This is a genomic window from Bacillus sp. JH7, assembly GCF_001563515.1.
Lineage (GTDB): Bacteria > Bacillota > Bacilli > Bacillales > Bacillaceae_G > Bacillus_A > Bacillus_A cereus.
The window spans coordinates 42,649-59,295 of record NZ_LPUS01000022.1 but is presented as its reverse complement, the minus strand read 5'-3'; the positions used below and the strand labels follow the sequence as shown (position 1 = coordinate 59,295).

The following is a 16,647-nucleotide window of genomic DNA, read 5'->3' as shown; positions in this document are numbered from 1 at the left end:
CATTTATTTGTTATTTTACAATTATAACGAAATCATCTGAAGATGGAGGGAATCTTTTGAGAAAGTATGTTTTTCTTCTCTGTTTTTTATTTCTATTAGTAGGGTGTCAAGGAAGTTCATATACACCAATTGCTAAAGATAAAAATGTTATTATAACTACGAATATAAAAGAAGGCAGTATTAGTTTTATTGATAAAAAAGATAAAAAGTTAATTACGACATGGGAACTAAATGAGCCAATGGCTGGAATCACACTGCTTCCAAATGGCGATGAAATACTTGTATACGGTAAGCAATTAGAATATATGTATGTATATTCACTAGCGGAAGGAAGGCAAGTGGAAAAATATAAAACTGGAAAGGGCATTGTAAATGTGGTCGTATCAGCAGATAAAAAACAATTATTTGCTGCTGATCAAAATGTTCAAAAGGTAAGGTTCTTTACGATAAATGGGAAAGAGACAGGAAATGTTTCAACAGGAAAAGGGCCTATAACGATGGTAGAGTATCAGAATCGGTTATCTGTACTAAACTTTTATGATACGAAACTAAAGACAATTGATACGAAGAAAAAAGAAGTTGTTCAATCCTTTATGATTCCGCCAGCATCAACAGGAGCGACGATTAGTCCTGATGGGAAAGAAATATGGATTGGCGGGCATGGTGATGGAAATCAAGTGAATGAGAAAGTATTAGTGTATTCTTTACAGAGCGGTGAAATGGTACGTTCTTTACACGCTCCATTTATGCCTGTGAACATAACGAAAGATAATAAGTACGTATATGCATTAAGCCACGGTTCGAATATGCTTAGAAAATTTGATATTAGTACGTATAAAGAGGTAGCTTCCGTTGAAATAGGCTCAAATCCATTTGCATTTTTGAAAAGCGGAGCAGAAGGATATGTAGCAAGTTATGATAGTGATGAAGTGTGCGTCATGGATATGAAGAGTATGAAAATAAAACAAACAATTAAAGTCGGAAAAGGACCGTTTCAACTCATAGAGAGGGAAGGGAAGGACAATGAATAAATATAGAGTGCTAGTTGTAGATGATGAAAGTGATATGAGGCAGCTTGTTGGAATGTATTTGGATAACTTTGGATATGAGTGGGGAGAAGCTGAAAACGGAAAAGAGGCTCTTAAAAAACTAGAAACGGATCATTATGATTTCGTTGTATTAGATATAATGATGCCAGAAATGGATGGACTTTCAGTTTGTAAAGAAATTAGAAAAACGTCAGATGTGCCGATTATATTTTTAACCGCAAAAGGTGAAGAGTGGAATAGGGTGAATGGCTTACGTATGGGAGCAGACGATTATATTGTAAAACCGTTTAGTCCTGGTGAATTGGTTGCCCGTATGGAAGCTGTACTAAGAAGATATACAAAGCAAGAACAGCAAGAAGAGATTCAATTTGGACCAATTCTTATCAATGAAAAAAGCAGACGAATTGAGGCGAATGGTGAGTCGATTTCTCTTACTGTAAAAGAGTTTGATTTACTATATTTTCTTTGTCAGCATACAGGACAAGTATTTAGCCGGGAGCAATTACTTGAAAAGGTATGGGGATATGATTATGCCGGAAGTACAAGAACAGTAGATACGCACGTGAAAACGATGCGCTTGAAGCTTGGAGAAAGTGGAAACTACATTCAAACTGTTTGGGGTGTAGGCTATAAATTTGAGGTGTAACATATGTTTACGATGGTACAAAAACTTTGGCTTACAGTAGTATGTGCAGTATGTGTAACAGTGTCCTTTCTTTATTTCGTATCTTTATACTCGTATGAAAAGTTATACGTTGATAATTTAAAAACTTCGTTAGTAATGGAAGGGAAAAATCTTGCTGCTCAATATGATAAGCGTGAAGGAATATCAACTTTTGAAGAGAAAGTAAGATCGTTTGATCAAATATCTAGTTCAGACGTTATTTTCGTATCTAATCCGCGTGATTTAAGCGCATGTTTGCCTTTTGATGTGCATCATCATTCTCTTATAAGTGAAGGAGATAGGCAAACGCTATTAGATGGGAAAACTGTGACAAAAATAGGATATGAAGAACATTTTGACCGTAATATTATGGGGGTTGTCATTCCTGTATTGGAAAATAAAAAATTAGTCGGAATTGTCTATTCGTATATTCCTTTAAAAAGTATAAAAGATTTAATCTATGATATGGGTCTTATTTTAGCACCGTTAGCAATTGCTATGATTTTAATTACGATATGGGTTGGAAGAAAAATTATAATTGCAATTACGAAGCCACTTTCGCAAATGGAGCGGGTTGCAAATCATTTGGCTACGGGAGATTTTTCGGAGCGGATTACAGTTTCTTCAGAGGATGAAATTGGACGATTAGGAAAAGCATTTAATAAAATGGCAAATTCATTAGAAACAGAAGATGTAAAGCGTAAGGAATTTTTAGCAAATGTTTCGCATGAACTTAGAACACCACTTAGTTATATAAAAGGGTATAGCGAGGCTATTTTAGATGGTGTTGCAAAGGGAGCTCAGCAGGAAAAAGTAACGCAGCTAATTCATAAAGAAGCAGGTCGTATGCAGCGTCTCGTTCATGACTTGTTAGACTTAGCACAATTAGAAGGTGAGCACTTTCCGTTAAAGAAGCAACCTATCGTTTTTTCACAGCTGATTGAAGACGTATTAGATACGTATGAGATTAAGTTTATAGAAAAGGAAATTCATATTTCAACCAATTTAAATCCAGAGGTCATTGTCATGATTGATGAGGATCGTATGCAACAAGTGCTTCATAATGTGTTAGATAATGCGATACGATATACAAAACAAAAAGGAAATATCGTTATAACTTTAGAGCAAATCGATGATTACTGTGAATTAAAAATAAAAGATACAGGAATTGGCATTGATATAGAGCATTTGGAGAATCTTGGGGAACGCTTTTACAGAGTTGATAAAGCGAGAAGTCGTCAACATGGTGGAACAGGTTTAGGCCTTGCTATTGTGAAACAAATTGTTCATATACATGGTGGACAGTGGAAAATTGAAAGTGAAAAAGATAAGGGAACAACGGTTATTATTAAACTGAATGTACAGGATGAGGGGGGCATGTTCTAATTTTTAGGGCATGTTCTTTATATTGAAGAAAATATTTATCCCGCTATTCGCCGGTCAGTAAGACCCTCACCTCAAAATTCAGCGGAAGCAAAGTAGTTAGGTGGAGGCACTGCTGCCCGTAAAAGCCCGATTGGTGAGGGCTAATAATCAGTGGGGGATGAACAAAACCCTCACTGATTAAAGTTTCACTTTATACGTAAAAATATAAATTAATATGTAATAAATATCGAAAATTTGACTATTTTATGAACAAAACATTTGTACTTCTTATCAATTCGGTCTAAAATAGTTATGATGCAAAGTTCTTATAAATCGTTTCAATTGTTGTTTGGAAGATACTGAGGTGATTTAACTGGAGTACAAATCTATTAAACCGAAAAAAATTTACGAAGAAGTATCTGAAGCTATTTTAACAATGATTAAAAATGGTACGTTAAAACCTGGTGACAAACTACTCCCTGTGCATCAATTAGCTGAGCAGTTTCAAGTTGGCAGATCTGCTGTTCGTGAAGCGCTAAGTGCGCTAAGAGCGATGGGCTTAATTGAGATGAAACAAGGAGAAGGTACATATGTGAAGAACTTCGATTCTTCTTCATTAACGAAATCATTAAACAATAGATTATTAATGAAGAAAGAAGATATTTTGAATTTATTAGAAGTACGAAAGGTGCTTGAAGTGGGGGCAGTTCGAGTAGCGGCGGCAAAACGTACGGAAGATAATTTACAAAATATGAAACATTGGTTAGATGAAATGGCAAAGAGCATTGGAGATGAAAAGGCTGGCGAAAAAGCCGATTTTCAATTTCATATGGGAATTGCAGAGTCTTCGCATAATAGCATTTTGCTTGAACTCATGAATCATGTTTCAGAGATGATTGCTGAAACGATTGGTGAATCAAGACGCATTATTTTATATGGTGAACAAACGACATCAGAACGACTTATAGAAGAGCATCAAGTTATATATGATGCGGTGTTAAAACAAGATGTAGAATTAGCGCAGCAAGCAATGCTAGATCACTTAACAAATGTAGAACATATTGTCACAGGTAAAAACGATATAAATTCGTAATTTAATCTTTTAAAAATTTAATTTTCTGATAAAATAGAGAAAGATTAAGTAAGCGTTTTCTTTAGAAGAGGGAGAGGATAGGCCATGGTTGAGCCTATTTCTTCTCTGCTTAGTCATCTGATGACCATATGTTTGTTGGTGAAGTTGTAAAAAGGGGGAGTAATAGTTATGAAAGTTACTTTATTTGTTACTTGTTTAGTCGATATGTTTGAAACAAATGTCGGTAAAGCAACGGTTGAAGTGTTGGAGCGTTTAGGTTGTGAAATTGAATTTCCAGAAGCGCAAGTTTGTTGTGGTCAGCCTGCTTATAATAGCGGCCATGTAGAAGCAGCAAAAGAAGCAATGAAACATATGATTGAAACTTTCGAAGATGCAGAATATATTGTTACGCCATCTGGTTCTTGTGCGACAATGTTTCATGAGTATCCACATGTTTTCAAAGATGATCCAAAGTGGGCTAAACGTGCACAAAAAGTTGCTGATAAAACTTATGAATTTACACAGTTTATTGTGGATGTTTTAAAGGTTACTGATGTTGGTGCAAGTTTACCAGGGGTCGCTACTATTCATAAATCATGTCATATGACACGTATGCTTGGAATAAAAGAAGCACCAGGAATTTTATTATCAAATGTAAAAGGATTAACTGTGAGAGATTTGCCAAATGTGCAAAATTGTTGCGGGTTTGGGGGAACGTTTTCAGTTAAGATGACTCCAATTTCTGAGCAAATGGTAGACGAAAAAGTAGATAGTGTAATGGAAACAGGTGCAGATTATTTAATCGGTGCAGATTGTGGGTGTTTGTTAAACATTGGCGGACGTATTGAGCGTTTAGGAAAAGAAGTAAAAGTAATGCATATTGCTGAGGTACTGAATAGTCGCTCATGAAGGGGGAACATAAGCTATGTCTATGAAAATCAGTGAGAAAAAATTTAATGATCGCGTTGGTGATGGAATTCAAGATTCGTTTATGCGCGGAGCAGTATCTTCTGCACAAACGCGTTTATATACGAATCGCTTAAAAGCCGCAGATGAACTAGGAAACTGGGAAGAGTGGCGTGAACTAGGTGAACAAATTCGTCAACATACGTTAGAAAATCTTGATTATTACTTAATGCAGTTAAGTGAAAATGTATCAAAAAGAGGCGGACACGTGTACTTTGCGAAAACGAAAGAGGAAGCAGCAAAGTATATTCAAGACGTTGCAAAAAAGAAGCAGGCAAAAAAGATAGTAAAATCAAAGTCGATGGTAACAGAAGAAATCAGTATGAACCATGCGCTTGAAGAGATTGGCTGTGAAGTGTTAGAGAGTGACTTAGGAGAATATATCTTGCAAGTAGATAACGATCCACCTTCACATATTATTGCACCTGCACTTCATAAAAATAGAACGCAAATTCGCGATGTATTTAAAGAAAAGCTAGGCTATGAAAATTCTGATGACCCGTATGAAATGACAAAGTTTGTTCGTAAACAACTTCGTGAGAAATTTATGGATGCAGAAATTGGTGTAACTGGTTGTAACTTTGCTGTTGCAAATACTGGCTCTCTTTGTTTAGTAACGAATGAAGGTAATGCAGATCTTGTTATGTCAATTCCTAAAACACAAATAGCGGTAATGGGTATGGAACGTATGGTTCCGACAATGGAAGAATTAGATGTTTTAGTTGGTTTACTATGTCGTAGTGCAGTAGGTCAAAAATTAACAAGTTATGTAACAGTAGCGGGGCCAATTCAAGAAGAGGAAGTTGATGGACCTGAAGAATTTCATTTAGTTGTTGTTGATAATGGTCGCTCTCAAATTCTTGGATCTGAATTCCGTTCAGTATTACAATGTATTCGTTGCGCTGCTTGTGTTAATGTATGTCCTGTATATCGTCACGTTGGTGGACATTCATATGGATCGATTTACTCAGGACCAATCGGTGCGGTATTAACACCGCTTCTAGGTGGATATGATGATTACAAAGAGCTTCCTTATGCATCTAGTTTATGCGGAGCATGTACAGAAGCTTGTCCAGTAAAAATTCCATTGCATGATTTATTATTAAAACATCGTCAAGTCATCGTTGAGCAAGAAGGTCGTGCACCACTTGCAGAAAAACTGGCTATGAAAATGTTTAGTATGGGTGCTTCTTCAGCTGCTTTATATAAAATGGGTTCAAAAATGGCACCAGCGGCAATGAGTCCATTTACATCTGGTAATCGTGTATCAAAAGGTGTTGGACCACTTAAAAACTGGACGGATATTCGTGAATTCCCAGCTCCAAGTAAAGAACGATTCCGTGATTGGTATAAAGATCATAAGAAAGGCGGGGATAAATAATGACAGGATTAATTCAAAACCGTGATGCCTTTCTAGATAACATTGCAAAAGAACTTGGGCGCACGCGTAAAACAGAAGGTGTAGAGCGTCCAGTATGGAAAAGTAATGTGAATATAGAAACGTTAAAAGATTATTCACAAGAAGAATTACTAGAAGTGTTTAAAGAGCAATGTACAAACATTCATACAACTGTAGTAGAAACGACAAACGACCGTTTAGGTGAAGACCTTCAAAAAGTAATCATGGAAAACGGCGGGGGACCTATTTTATTATCAGCAGATGCGCGTTTTGATGCATATGGTTTAACATCTTTATTTAAAGAAGAACTTCCAAAACGAGATGTTGAAGTAAATGTATGGGATCCAGAGAGAAAAGACGAAAATATGCGTTTAGCTGAAAAAGCGAATATTGGTATTGCATTTAGTGATTATACATTAGCTGAATCGGGTACAATTGTTGTACAAAGTCATAAAGGTCAAGGGCGTTCTTTACACTTTTTACCGACTGTATATTTTGCTATTATTCCACGTGAAACACTTGTGCCTCGTATTACACAAGCAGTTCAGGATATGAACTCACGCGTAGAAAATGGGGAGACAGCGGCATCTTGTATTAACTTTATTACAGGGCCAAGTAACTCGGCTGACATCGAGATGAATCTTGTTGTCGGAGTACATGGACCATTAAAAGCAGTTTATTTCATCGTATAAAAGAGGGGAAAGCAGGCCAGGAAATGGCCTGCTTTTTAGTAGAATAAAGGATAATATGAAGTAGAAGTTCTCTCCTTTTTTTGCTATGTTTTTTGGGAAAGGAGAGGAAGGGATGTTCACTTATTTATATGCACTGTTAGCAGGGATGGTGTTTGGTTCTTTTTTTATGCTAGTTGCGATGAGGGTTCCATTAGGTGCTTCTATTATTACCCCGCGTTCACATTGTGATTATTGCAAATATGTGCTAAGGACAAAAGAACTAATCCCCATCATTTCATTTTATATACAAAGAGGCTGTTGTACGAATTGTAAGAGGAAAATTCCAATTATGTATGTAGCATTTGAATGTATAACAGGAGGTATATTTCTTCTTACAGTGTATATGATTGGAATAGAACGAGAGCTTATTATTATTTTATCCCTTTTTTCGCTGCTTCTTATTATTTCAGTTACAGATTACTTATATATGTTAATTCCTGATTGTATTTTAATTTCGTTTGCCTTTTTACTCACTCTCGAAAGTGTTTTTGTACAATTAGTTACTTGGACAGATAGTATAGCTGGTAGTGGTGTTATATTTATTTTGTTATATTGCATGCAAAAGATATATCCAGAAGGGCTTGGCGGAGGAGATATAAAACTACTTTCGTTACTTGGATTTATAGTAGGAGTGAAAGGAGTTTTTATCGTTTTATTTTTAGCATCTTGTTTTAGTCTTTGTTTTTTCGGGATTGGTATCGGATTAAAACGTATAGAAGTACGAAAGCCACTTCCATTTGGTCCTTTTATTAGTCTCGGGGCAATATGTTATGTATTGGCCGCATATTCAAATTAGAGAGGGAATCGAAAATGAACGTATATATGGATGATCAAAGAAGTTGCCCGTTCGGGTATGTGCCCGCAACTACAGTAGAATGTGCTTTGCAAATGGTTCGGGATTATGATGTGAATATTCTTTCTCTTGATTTTAATATGGGATGGGGAGCGAAAAATGGACTAGATTTTGTAGAAGCTTTTTGTACAGAGGGGTTATATGTAAATGAAATTCGCTTTCATACGAATGATGTCATCGGTATGTACAAGATGAAACAGAGAATGGATAAGGGAAAGGAAGAAGGAGAAATTACTCCTCACCTTGTTATTAAATACGTGGGAAGCTAAAAACTCCAAAGTAAAACTTTGGAGTTTTTAATGTTTCATATGGGCTTGTAAAGGAATAATCTCTTCTTGTTGAGCTGTTGCGATTTCAGTTTCTTCCTGTTGAACTTCAGGCGTTTTCTTTGTTAAGTAGTGGTATACCATACCGACAAATACTGATCCGCCAATAATGTTACCAATTGTAACAGGAATTAAGTTATGAATAGCACCTGAAAAAGAAATTGTCTCAGGATGCGGTGAAACTAAAGATAAAGCAAAGAGTGATAAGTTTGCAATACTATGTTCGTAACCAGATAAGAAGAATGTGAAAACAAGTAGCATCATGACCATTATTTTTGCTGTGTCACCTTTAACCTGAGAAGGTAAGAAGCAAGCAAGACATACGAGCCAGTTACATAAAATGGCTTTAAAGAATAACTGCATCGTAGGTGTATTCATCTTTCCTTCAACGACTTTACTCATTAAGTGACCGTGATCAATTGCTTCAAAAATTCCAGTTGCGTAAAATAGTAAGGCAAAGAATAATGCGCCGGCTAAGTTACCTGCATAACAAGCAACCCAGTTACGAAGTGTATCAGAAATCGTTGTTTCTTTTCTTAAAGTTGCGACAGTAAAGTACATTGTGTTCCCAGTAAACAATTCAGCACCGCCATATATAATAAGTACGAGAGCAATCCCGAAAAACATAGAAGCGGCTAAATAAGTTGCTGGTGAATCTGCAATGTGAAAAAAGTTACCTAATTTAAAACATAGTACAATAATAAAACCGATATAAATACCAGCAAGTGCAGCACGAATGAAATATTGCATTGGGTTTGTATCTAGTATTTTCTTTTTGCTTTTAGCCAGTTTGACAACATAATCTAGTCCTTGTTCTAGCATGAGTAATACGCTCCTTTAGTAAATCTTCTATAAATACTCCTTATATGAATAAAGTACATGGAATTGTTCTTACTTTCAATAAGTTTGTGCAATGTTTCACAAAAAGGACATACATACATTAAGAAAACGTTTACAAAAGGTAGTATAATGGAATTTTTTCTGGACATTGCGAGGAAGAAAGGAAAAAGAAAAAGCGCTGTAATTACAGCGCTTTTTCGTCTAAATTCTTTTCCACTTTTACTTCTACTTCTTTTGAGAAGAACCAACCACCAACTGCGATTCCGACTAATACAATCCAGAATGTAAGCTTCCACGGAGTAGATTCTGGGAATGAATGTGGAATTACATTTAATGCAGGATGTGCTAATGTATAAACTGCTAGCTTCACACCAACCCAACCTACAATTAAGAATGCTGCAGTTTCAAGCCCTGGTTTACGTTTTAAGATTTGTACGAAAGCAGTTGCTGCAAATCGCATAATGATTAATCCGATAAGTCCACCTACAAAGATAACAACGAATTGCCCAGTATCAAGACTACCAATTGTACCTAGTCCTGTTTTTGGTAAAGTCATTGCTAGTGCAACAGCAGCTAAAATTGAATCAACTGCGAAGGCGATATCAGCAACCTCAACTTTAAATACAGTCCACCAAAAGTTCTCTTGTTTTTTCTTTGCTTCTTTTTCTTCTGTTTCTTCATCTGTATTCTTTTTAACATATGTTTTAAATAAGTGATTACCAGCGATAAACATAAGGTAGATGGCACCGATTGCTTGCACTTGCCATACATCGACTAAGAACGAAATCATAAATAACGATCCAAATCGGAAAACGAATGCCCCCGCTAATCCGTAAAATAGTGCTTTCTTTCGTTTTTCTTCTGGTAAATGTTTTACCATAATTGCAAGAACAAGAGCGTTATCAGCCGCTAAAATCCCTTCAAGTGCAATTAGGATGAGTAATACCCAACCATACTCCAATAATAATGATACATCCATGTACATTCTCCTCTCATCTCTATAACTTCTAAATAAGTGAAGAATTTCCCCACTATTTAGTTTCCCCATACTCCTGCCTATTAACTTTGGAAGAATCTGGAAATGAATGCAAAAAAGACCTCTGCCGTTAATAGGCAAAGGTCTTGCTAGACATATGTAATAAAAATGCCAACAAAGCCGGAAGAACTAAGTTCTACGTAATGACGACTTTGTTTCCAAGATATATTCTTGGACGCTACTCCCCTTTGGAGATATGTTATTGTATTCTCATTATATGGATAATTTATACGGTTGTCAACCTGTTAAAATATCTTCATTCGGATATTTTATTTTTCGGTTCTTTTTACGAGCAAATGAAAATGCCAATGTTAAAGGACCCATTTTCCCAAAAAACATCATAAAAATAATAATCGCTTTTCCAATTATAGTTAAGTGGGGTGTTAAGTTCATACTGAGGCCAACAGTCCCAAATGCTGAAAATACTTCGAAAGCACTCATCAATAGAGGAACTCGTTCAGTAATACTCAAAATTAAAATAGCAAAAAAGATAAATGAAATAGAAATAATAGTAATGGTTAATGATTTGACAATGAGAGTATCTTTAATGGATTTTTTAAATACGACAATATCTTCTTGTTCTTGTAAAAATTTAAATACACCAAAAAATATGATTAAAAATGTTGTTAACTTAATCCCCCCACCCGTTGAAGCACTACCAGCACCAATAAACATAAGTAGCATCATTAATAGCAGGGAAGGTTTTGACAATGTAGAAATATCAACTGTATTAAACCCGGCAGTTCGCGTTGAAATTGCTTGGAAATAAGAGGCCATTCCTTCTTCAAATGGGGTAAAACCTCTCATAGAAAGAGAGTTATGGAACTCGAATATAAAAATAAAAAGGGTAGCAATAATGTTGATGATTAGAGTAGAAGAGAGCATAAGTTTTGAATGTAGTGTAAGGTTTTTAAAGTTTTTCTTTCTTTTTATGTCTACGATCACTGTAAAACCAATTCCACCTAAAATGATGAGAGAGGAAATGACGAAATTGACAATAATGCTATGAGAATGGGACATTAAATTATCGCTCCACACAGAAAAACCAGCATTGTTAAAGGCTGAGATTGAATGGAAAAAACTATAATAGATCCCTTTGGTAACCCCGTATTTTGGTACCCACTCAAAAGAAAGAATTAAAGTAGCGATACATTCGACTGTAAAAGAGAATAAAAATAATGCTTTGGCAAGACGGATGACGCCGCCTATATTCGTTTGATTTAATGCTTGTTGTAATAAAATACGGTTTTGAAGACCGATTTTTCTGCCGAGCATAATCGCAATTAAGACAGCAAAGCTCATAATACCAAGTCCGCCAACTTGTATAAGCGTTAAAATGATACATTGTCCAAACAAAGTAAATACTTTTCCAGTGTCCACAACACCAAGCCCTGTAACCGTACAGGCAGAAACTGTTGTAAATAAAGCATCGAGCCATGAAATAGACGTTGTTGTAGCGATTGGAAGCTTTAATAAGCATGTACCTATAATTGATAACATGATAAAAGACAAAGTAAGAACGCGGGGAGGACTCATACGAATGTTAATCCGTTTCATGTTATATATCGTTCCTTTCTGTTTGCTCTTACTAGTATGTGAAAAAGTCCGATTATGTATGTGAAAAATAGAAAGAGGCAGAGAATATCTGCCTCTAAGCCATATGTTATATTATTATCCGCGTAATTGTTGTTGAGCTAAAGAAACAAGACGTTTTGTTACTTCACCGCCAACTGATCCGTTAGAACGAGATGCTGTATTAGACCCTAAGCTTACGCCGAATTCTTGTGCAATTTCATATTTAAATTGATCAAGTGCTTGTTCAGCACCTGGAACTAGTAATTTGTTTGTTTTTGCCATGATGATACACATCCTTATGAGTAATCCAGTCCAGATAAGTACTTATCTGAATTGGTACTGTTATTTTATGTGGAACCGGCGTGCTCATACGCGGAAGTAATCGGTGTGATTAGAAGTTATTGGATAGAAAAAAGAGTAGCAAATTTGCTACTCTTTTTTTAGTATTGTCGCTGTACCTTCCACGACAATATCATCCGATTGATTATATATATTTGTTTGCAACGTAATGATTTTTTTATCGTCACGCTTCTTAATAACCTCTGCCACAACGCGAAGTGTATCACCGATTTTGACAGGGGCACGGAATGAAACATTTTGGGATAAATAAATTGTATTTTTGCCTGGGAGTTTCGTTCCAAGGATGGTAGAAATAAAACTCGAAACGAGCATACCATGGGCAATGCGTTCTTTAAACATTGTCGTTTTTGCAAAAGAGTCTAAAATGTGAATAGGATTCACATCCCCAGTCAATTTTGCAAAATTGATAACATCTTCATCTGTAATTGTTTTTGTAAGGGATGCTTGATCACCGACTTGAATCTCATCATAACGAAGCTCCGGGACGGTTTGTGCTTCTTGGAATGGATTCATTTTGTCCTCCTTCTTTTCCATATCGAAAAATGCCAGCCATCTTGATGTAGTAGGAGGAAGAAAGAGTTTTGTTTGTGCTGCAGTTAGCTCCCACATTTTTCTTACTTGATGGAAGTAAATAGATTTTTTGAGTTTTCCTCGAACTTTTTTGCGAGTTCCAACTGTTTTGACTTGAACTCTTCCAAAAAACCCTCTAACTGTTTTTGAGCCTCTTCACGTTGTAATTGTTGTTGCTCAATAAATTGTTTTGTTGTTTCTTCAAATTGACCGCTTGTTTGTGTAAGAATTGACAAAGATGTTTTTGTAGGAGAAACAGTAAGTTGATGCATATGAGCAGAAAGTTCCTTCCATTTGTCCTGCCACTCGTTAATTTGATCATTTAAGGAGTTTCCAGTTAATTGTTTCACGTAATCTGTATATTGGTTGTTGAACTGAGCAGTGAGTTGTTGTAGTTCTTTTTCTAGTTCATCTACTCCTGATGTTAATTTATGCAAAGCGTCTTGTTGTTGTTTTAATGTTTCTAAAGTAAGCTGCTCTAATTGTTTCCCAGCTGAAGAGAAAAGGGAAAGTGATTGAGACCAGTTTTTCCAAAATGCATCGACTAATTCGTATGGTTTAGTTTCCATTGTTTGACCCCCAAATGTTTTTTTGCATATTGTGAACGCAGATTACTCTGCTGTACCACCAGGTGAAGATGAAGAATCCTTTTCATCCTTTTCTGGAGAAGTAGAAAATGGAAAGAATGCATTGGTGTATAACGTGAAAAACGTTCGCAACATATTTTGATAATGTTCAAAAGAAGTCGCACATGTTGTTAAATATTGCTCTCCATATTCAGTTAAAGAATAAATTCTTTTTGCCGGCCCTCCATCGCTTGTATCCCAAGTAGAAGAAATAAGGTTTTCTTTTTCTAATTTGCGTAGTGTTCTATAAACATTACCTTGGTCAACAGAAGAAAAGCCGATATCCATTAGCATTTGAATAAGTTTGTAACCATGAAGACTCCAGTCTTTTAGACAGAGAAGTAAGAAGGGAACTAAGAAGTTTTTTGGCATGGAGTTTGGTTGCTTCGCTTGGTTGCTCTCCAAACTTTCGCGTTGTTCTGGTTCATTTTGTAGCATGATTGTGCATCACCTCATGAATCAGTTAGATGGAATTTTTTGCTTATAAGTGCAATTTACACCTATCTGTTTTTAAAGTCAACACATTTGTTAGAAAATAGAAAAAAATAAAATATAGACTTGAAGTTTTATTCAGAATATTAGAAAATAGTGAATAGGTTGAATTGTTTCAAAAACGAAAAAGGGAGTGTAGGTAAAGTGATTGATCAAAAATTCGATCCACTACAAGCATGGAAAAATGCTTATGAACAAACCGAAACATTTTGGGGAAAAGCGCTCAATGAAACAATTAAAACAGAAGAATATTCTGCTTGGATGGGCAGCGTTCTAGATTTGAATTTGTTTTATCAAAAAGCATTAAATGATACGACAAAAAACTATTTAGAACAAGTAAATGTGCCGACGAAAGAGGATATCGCAAGAGTAGCTACGCTAGTTATTAACTTAGAAAATAAAGTAGATAACATTGAGGAGTTTCTAGAGGAGAAAGTCGATTCTTTAGGACAAGCTCCTACATTAAAGCGTGATGTGACGAAAGTGAAACAAGATATTCGTACGCTTGAAACAAAAGTAGATCAAATTTTAGAATTGCTAGAAAAGCAAAATGCAGTACTAGCTAAACTACAAGTACCTGTAAAAGAAGAGGTAAAGCCTGCGAATAAGCCAGAAAATAAAAAATGATAAAAGCGCTTGTTTATAACAGATAAAAGAGAGAGGGAGAATCTCTTTTCACGTATAAACAGCGAAACATAATTATATATGGACTCTATAGTATGAGTACCAAAATGATTCATAACAATCGTTCACAAATTCATTTAAGGGGGAAAAGAAATGGTTCAATTAAATGGAAAAGTAGCAATCGTAACAGGTGGAGCAAAAGGAATTGGAAAAGCAATTACAGTAGCATTAGCACAAGAGGGAGCAAAAGTAGTTATTAACTATAATAGCAGTAAAGAAGCAGCTGAAAATTTAGTAAATGAATTAGGAAAAGACGGACATGATGTTTATGCAGTGCAAGCGGATGTTTCTAAAGTAGAAGATGCAAACCGACTTGTAGAAGAAGCTGTGAATCATTTTGGTAAAGTTGATATTCTTGTTAATAATGCTGGTATTACAAGAGATCGTACATTCAAAAAGTTAAATCGTGAAGATTGGGAGCGCGTAATTGACGTGAATTTAAGTAGCGTATTTAATACGACAAGCGCTGTTCTTCCATACATAACAGAAGCGGAAGAAGGAAGAATTATTAGCATTTCTTCTATTATTGGTCAAGCAGGTGGATTTGGCCAAACAAACTACTCAGCAGCAAAAGCGGGTATGTTAGGATTTACAAAATCATTAGCGTTAGAACTTGCAAAAACAAATGTCACTGTAAACGCTATTTGCCCAGGATTTATTGATACTGAAATGGTAGCAGAAGTACCAGAAGAAGTACGTCAAAAAATCGTTGCAAAAATCCCGAAAAAACGTTTTGGTCAAGCCGATGAAATTGCAAAAGGTGTAGTATACCTATGCCGTGACGGTGCGTATATCACAGGTCAACAATTAAACATTAACGGCGGATTATATATGTAATGAAGTAAGAAAAAAGTGCATATCCATAGCAGGAATGCACTTCTTTTTTTAAGAAGGAAATCGACCAAAAAGGAGATAGAAAAATGACTACATTCGCAACAGAATGGGAAAAGCAATTAGAGCTATACCCAGAAGAGTACCGAAAAGCATACCGCCGAGTGAAAAGGGCGAGTGAAATTTTATTACGTGAACCAGAGCCGCAAGTAGGGTTAACGCCGAAAGAGGTTATTTGGACGAAGAATAAGACGAAGCTTTATCGCTACATTCCAAAACAAGAAAAAACACAAAGAGTTCCAATTCTGTTAATATATGCTCTTATTAATAAACCATATATTATGGATTTAACTCCTGGAAATAGTTTAGTGGAATATCTAGTGGATCGTGGTTTTGATGTGTATATGCTTGATTGGGGCACATTTGGTTTAGAAGATAGTCATTTGAAATTTGATGATTTTGTGTTTGATTATATTGCAAAAGCAGTAAAAAAAGTAATGCGAACTGCAAAATCGGACGAGATTTCTTTACTTGGTTATTGCATGGGTGGAACGCTAACTTCTATTTATGCAGCACTTCATCCGCACATGCCAATTCGTAATTTAATTTTCATGACAAGTCCTTTTGATTTCTCTGAAACAGGATTGTATGGCCCTTTATTAGATGAGAAATACTTCAATTTAGATAAAGCGGTTGATACATTTGGAAATATTCCGCCAGAAATGATTGATTTCGGAAACAAAATGTTAAAGCCAATTACGAACTTTGTTGGTCCATATGTTGCTTTAGTAGATCGTTCAGAGAATGAGCGCTTCGTCGAAAGCTGGAGATTGGTTCAAAAGTGGGTTGGTGATGGTATTCCGTTCCCAGGTGAATCATACAGACAGTGGATTCGTGATTTTTATCAAAATAATAAGTTGGTTAAGGGTGAACTCGTTATTCGCGGACAAAAGGTAGACCTTGCAAATATTAAGGCGAATGTCTTAAATATTTCCGGGAAACGTGATCATATCGCTTTGCCATGTCAAGTAGAAGCATTACTAGACCATATTTCTAGCACAGATAAACAATATGTATGTTTACCAACAGGGCATATGTCTATCGTTTACGGTGGAACAGCTGTAAAACAAACATATCCGACGATTGGAAATTGGCTTGAAGAGCGTTCTAATTAAAAATAAAAAAATCCAACTAGCCTATGTTAGTTG

At 35.8% G+C, this 16,647-nt stretch carries 19 protein-coding genes and 1 riboswitch; of the genes, 12 read left to right on the top strand and 7 right to left on the bottom strand.

Annotated features, from left to right (window positions below; genetic code table 11):
- The first annotated feature begins 56 nt into the window (after positions 1-56).
- The 9 genes from AU379_RS20875 (at position 57) to AU379_RS20835 (ending at position 8,368) form a co-directional block, all read left to right on the top strand.
- The gene (locus AU379_RS20875) at positions 57-1,031 is read left to right on the top strand and encodes a hypothetical protein (protein ID WP_001234144.1); all 975 of its coding nucleotides are present in this window, start codon (positions 57-59) and stop codon (positions 1,029-1,031) included.
- Positions 1,024-1,695, top strand: a complete 672-nt coding sequence (locus AU379_RS20870) for a response regulator transcription factor (RefSeq protein ID WP_001046400.1) — start codon at positions 1,024-1,026, stop codon at positions 1,693-1,695. The genes AU379_RS20875 and AU379_RS20870 overlap by 8 nt, the downstream gene beginning before the upstream one ends.
- Positions 1,696-1,698: 3 nt before the next feature.
- On the top strand, positions 1,699-3,099 hold the full coding sequence (locus AU379_RS20865; RefSeq protein ID WP_061139681.1) for an ATP-binding protein: 1,401 nt from the start codon (positions 1,699-1,701) through the stop codon (positions 3,097-3,099).
- A gap of 382 nt (positions 3,100-3,481) precedes the next feature.
- Entirely contained in the window at positions 3,482-4,171 is a 690-nt protein-coding gene (locus tag AU379_RS20860; protein WP_254904472.1) for a FadR/GntR family transcriptional regulator, read from the top strand.
- 168 nt (positions 4,172-4,339) lie between these two features.
- Positions 4,340-5,059, top strand: coding sequence for a (Fe-S)-binding protein (locus tag AU379_RS20855; RefSeq protein ID WP_000869150.1), 720 nt, complete (start codon positions 4,340-4,342; stop codon positions 5,057-5,059).
- 16 nt (positions 5,060-5,075) lie between these two features.
- Complete coding sequence (locus AU379_RS20850; protein WP_000061922.1) at positions 5,076-6,497, top strand: LutB/LldF family L-lactate oxidation iron-sulfur protein; 1,422 nt, start codon at positions 5,076-5,078, stop codon at positions 6,495-6,497.
- Positions 6,497-7,207: a lactate utilization protein C gene (locus AU379_RS20845; protein ID WP_061139680.1), complete on the top strand. Its 711-nt coding sequence runs from the start codon at positions 6,497-6,499 to the stop codon at positions 7,205-7,207. The genes AU379_RS20850 and AU379_RS20845 overlap by 1 nt, the downstream gene beginning before the upstream one ends.
- A gap of 112 nt (positions 7,208-7,319) precedes the next feature.
- Positions 7,320-8,042: an A24 family peptidase gene (locus AU379_RS20840; RefSeq protein ID WP_000495717.1), complete on the top strand. Its 723-nt coding sequence runs from the start codon at positions 7,320-7,322 to the stop codon at positions 8,040-8,042.
- Positions 8,043-8,056: 14 nt separating this feature from the next.
- Positions 8,057-8,368, top strand: a complete 312-nt coding sequence (locus AU379_RS20835) for a cyclic-phosphate processing receiver domain-containing protein (protein ID WP_001103763.1) — start codon at positions 8,057-8,059, stop codon at positions 8,366-8,368.
- A gap of 27 nt (positions 8,369-8,395) precedes the next feature.
- Here the strand turns inward: AU379_RS20835 and AU379_RS20830 are convergent, their stop codons facing one another.
- From AU379_RS20830 to phaQ, 7 genes are all read right to left on the bottom strand, one after another.
- Entirely contained in the window at positions 8,396-9,247 is an 852-nt protein-coding gene (locus AU379_RS20830) for a formate/nitrite transporter family protein (RefSeq protein ID WP_000893027.1), read from the bottom strand.
- Positions 9,248-9,449: 202 nt separating this feature from the next.
- Complete coding sequence (locus AU379_RS20825) at positions 9,450-10,244, bottom strand: TerC family protein (protein WP_000383326.1); 795 nt, start codon at positions 10,242-10,244, stop codon at positions 9,450-9,452.
- Positions 10,245-10,326: 82 nt separating this feature from the next.
- A riboswitch (yybP-ykoY riboswitch) is annotated at positions 10,327-10,500 on the bottom strand.
- A 38-nt stretch (positions 10,501-10,538) separates the two neighbouring features.
- Positions 10,539-11,858, bottom strand: coding sequence for a TrkH family potassium uptake protein (locus tag AU379_RS20820; RefSeq protein WP_000822329.1), 1,320 nt, complete (start codon positions 11,856-11,858; stop codon positions 10,539-10,541).
- 114 nt (positions 11,859-11,972) lie between these two features.
- Positions 11,973-12,158, bottom strand: a complete 186-nt coding sequence (locus tag AU379_RS20815) for an alpha/beta-type small acid-soluble spore protein (protein ID WP_001140707.1) — start codon at positions 12,156-12,158, stop codon at positions 11,973-11,975.
- Between the two features lie 147 nt (positions 12,159-12,305).
- On the bottom strand, positions 12,306-12,749 hold the full coding sequence (locus tag AU379_RS20810; protein ID WP_001067916.1) for a MaoC family dehydratase: 444 nt from the start codon (positions 12,747-12,749) through the stop codon (positions 12,306-12,308).
- A gap of 101 nt (positions 12,750-12,850) precedes the next feature.
- On the bottom strand, positions 12,851-13,375 hold the full coding sequence (gene phaP, locus AU379_RS20805; protein ID WP_000448594.1) for a polyhydroxyalkanoic acid inclusion protein PhaP: 525 nt from the start codon (positions 13,373-13,375) through the stop codon (positions 12,851-12,853).
- 42 nt (positions 13,376-13,417) lie between these two features.
- The gene (phaQ, locus tag AU379_RS20800) at positions 13,418-13,870 is read right to left on the bottom strand and encodes a poly-beta-hydroxybutyrate-responsive repressor (RefSeq protein ID WP_000939955.1); all 453 of its coding nucleotides are present in this window, start codon (positions 13,868-13,870) and stop codon (positions 13,418-13,420) included.
- A gap of 198 nt (positions 13,871-14,068) precedes the next feature.
- Between phaQ and phaR the strand changes: the two genes are divergently transcribed.
- From phaR to phaC, 3 genes are all read left to right on the top strand, one after another.
- Positions 14,069-14,551 carry a polyhydroxyalkanoic acid synthase subunit PhaR gene (phaR, locus tag AU379_RS20795; protein WP_000566942.1) on the top strand — a complete coding sequence of 161 codons (483 nt, stop codon included), beginning with the start codon at positions 14,069-14,071 and terminating at the stop codon, positions 14,549-14,551.
- A gap of 150 nt (positions 14,552-14,701) precedes the next feature.
- A complete protein-coding gene (locus AU379_RS20790) occupies positions 14,702-15,445 on the top strand; it encodes an acetoacetyl-CoA reductase (protein WP_000250407.1) in 744 nt (247 codons plus the stop codon).
- 83 nt (positions 15,446-15,528) lie between these two features.
- A complete protein-coding gene (gene phaC / locus AU379_RS20785) occupies positions 15,529-16,614 on the top strand; it encodes a class III poly(R)-hydroxyalkanoic acid synthase subunit PhaC (RefSeq protein WP_000206336.1) in 1,086 nt (361 codons plus the stop codon).
- Positions 16,615-16,647 lie beyond the last annotated feature (33 nt).

Bases quoted from the DNA above. Each gene is read 5' to 3' on its own strand.
- AU379_RS20870 (WP_001046400.1), top strand. From the start codon at position 1,024: ATGAATAAATATAGAGTGCTAGTTGTAGATGATGAAAGTGATATGAGG.
- AU379_RS20865 (WP_061139681.1), top strand. From the start codon at position 1,699: ATGTTTACGATGGTACAAAAACTTTGGCTTACAGTAGTATGTGCAGTA.
- AU379_RS20855 (WP_000869150.1), top strand. From the start codon at position 4,340: ATGAAAGTTACTTTATTTGTTACTTGTTTAGTCGATATGTTTGAAACA.
- AU379_RS20850 (WP_000061922.1), top strand. From the start codon at position 5,076: ATGTCTATGAAAATCAGTGAGAAAAAATTTAATGATCGCGTTGGTGAT.
- AU379_RS20845 (WP_061139680.1), top strand. From the start codon at position 6,497: ATGACAGGATTAATTCAAAACCGTGATGCCTTTCTAGATAACATTGCA.
- AU379_RS20840 (WP_000495717.1), top strand. From the start codon at position 7,320: ATGTTCACTTATTTATATGCACTGTTAGCAGGGATGGTGTTTGGTTCT.
- AU379_RS20835 (WP_001103763.1), top strand. From the start codon at position 8,057: ATGAACGTATATATGGATGATCAAAGAAGTTGCCCGTTCGGGTATGTG.
- AU379_RS20830 (WP_000893027.1), bottom strand. From the start codon at position 9,247: ATGCTAGAACAAGGACTAGATTATGTTGTCAAACTGGCTAAAAGCAAA.
- AU379_RS20825 (WP_000383326.1), bottom strand. From the start codon at position 10,244: ATGGATGTATCATTATTATTGGAGTATGGTTGGGTATTACTCATCCTA.
- AU379_RS20820 (WP_000822329.1), bottom strand. From the start codon at position 11,858: ATGAAACGGATTAACATTCGTATGAGTCCTCCCCGCGTTCTTACTTTG.
- AU379_RS20815 (WP_001140707.1), bottom strand. From the start codon at position 12,158: ATGGCAAAAACAAACAAATTACTAGTTCCAGGTGCTGAACAAGCACTT.
- AU379_RS20810 (WP_001067916.1), bottom strand. From the start codon at position 12,749: ATGAATCCATTCCAAGAAGCACAAACCGTCCCGGAGCTTCGTTATGAT.
- phaP (WP_000448594.1), bottom strand. From the start codon at position 13,375: ATGGAAACTAAACCATACGAATTAGTCGATGCATTTTGGAAAAACTGG.
- phaQ (WP_000939955.1), bottom strand. From the start codon at position 13,870: ATGCTACAAAATGAACCAGAACAACGCGAAAGTTTGGAGAGCAACCAA.
- AU379_RS20790 (WP_000250407.1), top strand. From the start codon at position 14,702: ATGGTTCAATTAAATGGAAAAGTAGCAATCGTAACAGGTGGAGCAAAA.
- phaC (WP_000206336.1), top strand. From the start codon at position 15,529: ATGACTACATTCGCAACAGAATGGGAAAAGCAATTAGAGCTATACCCA.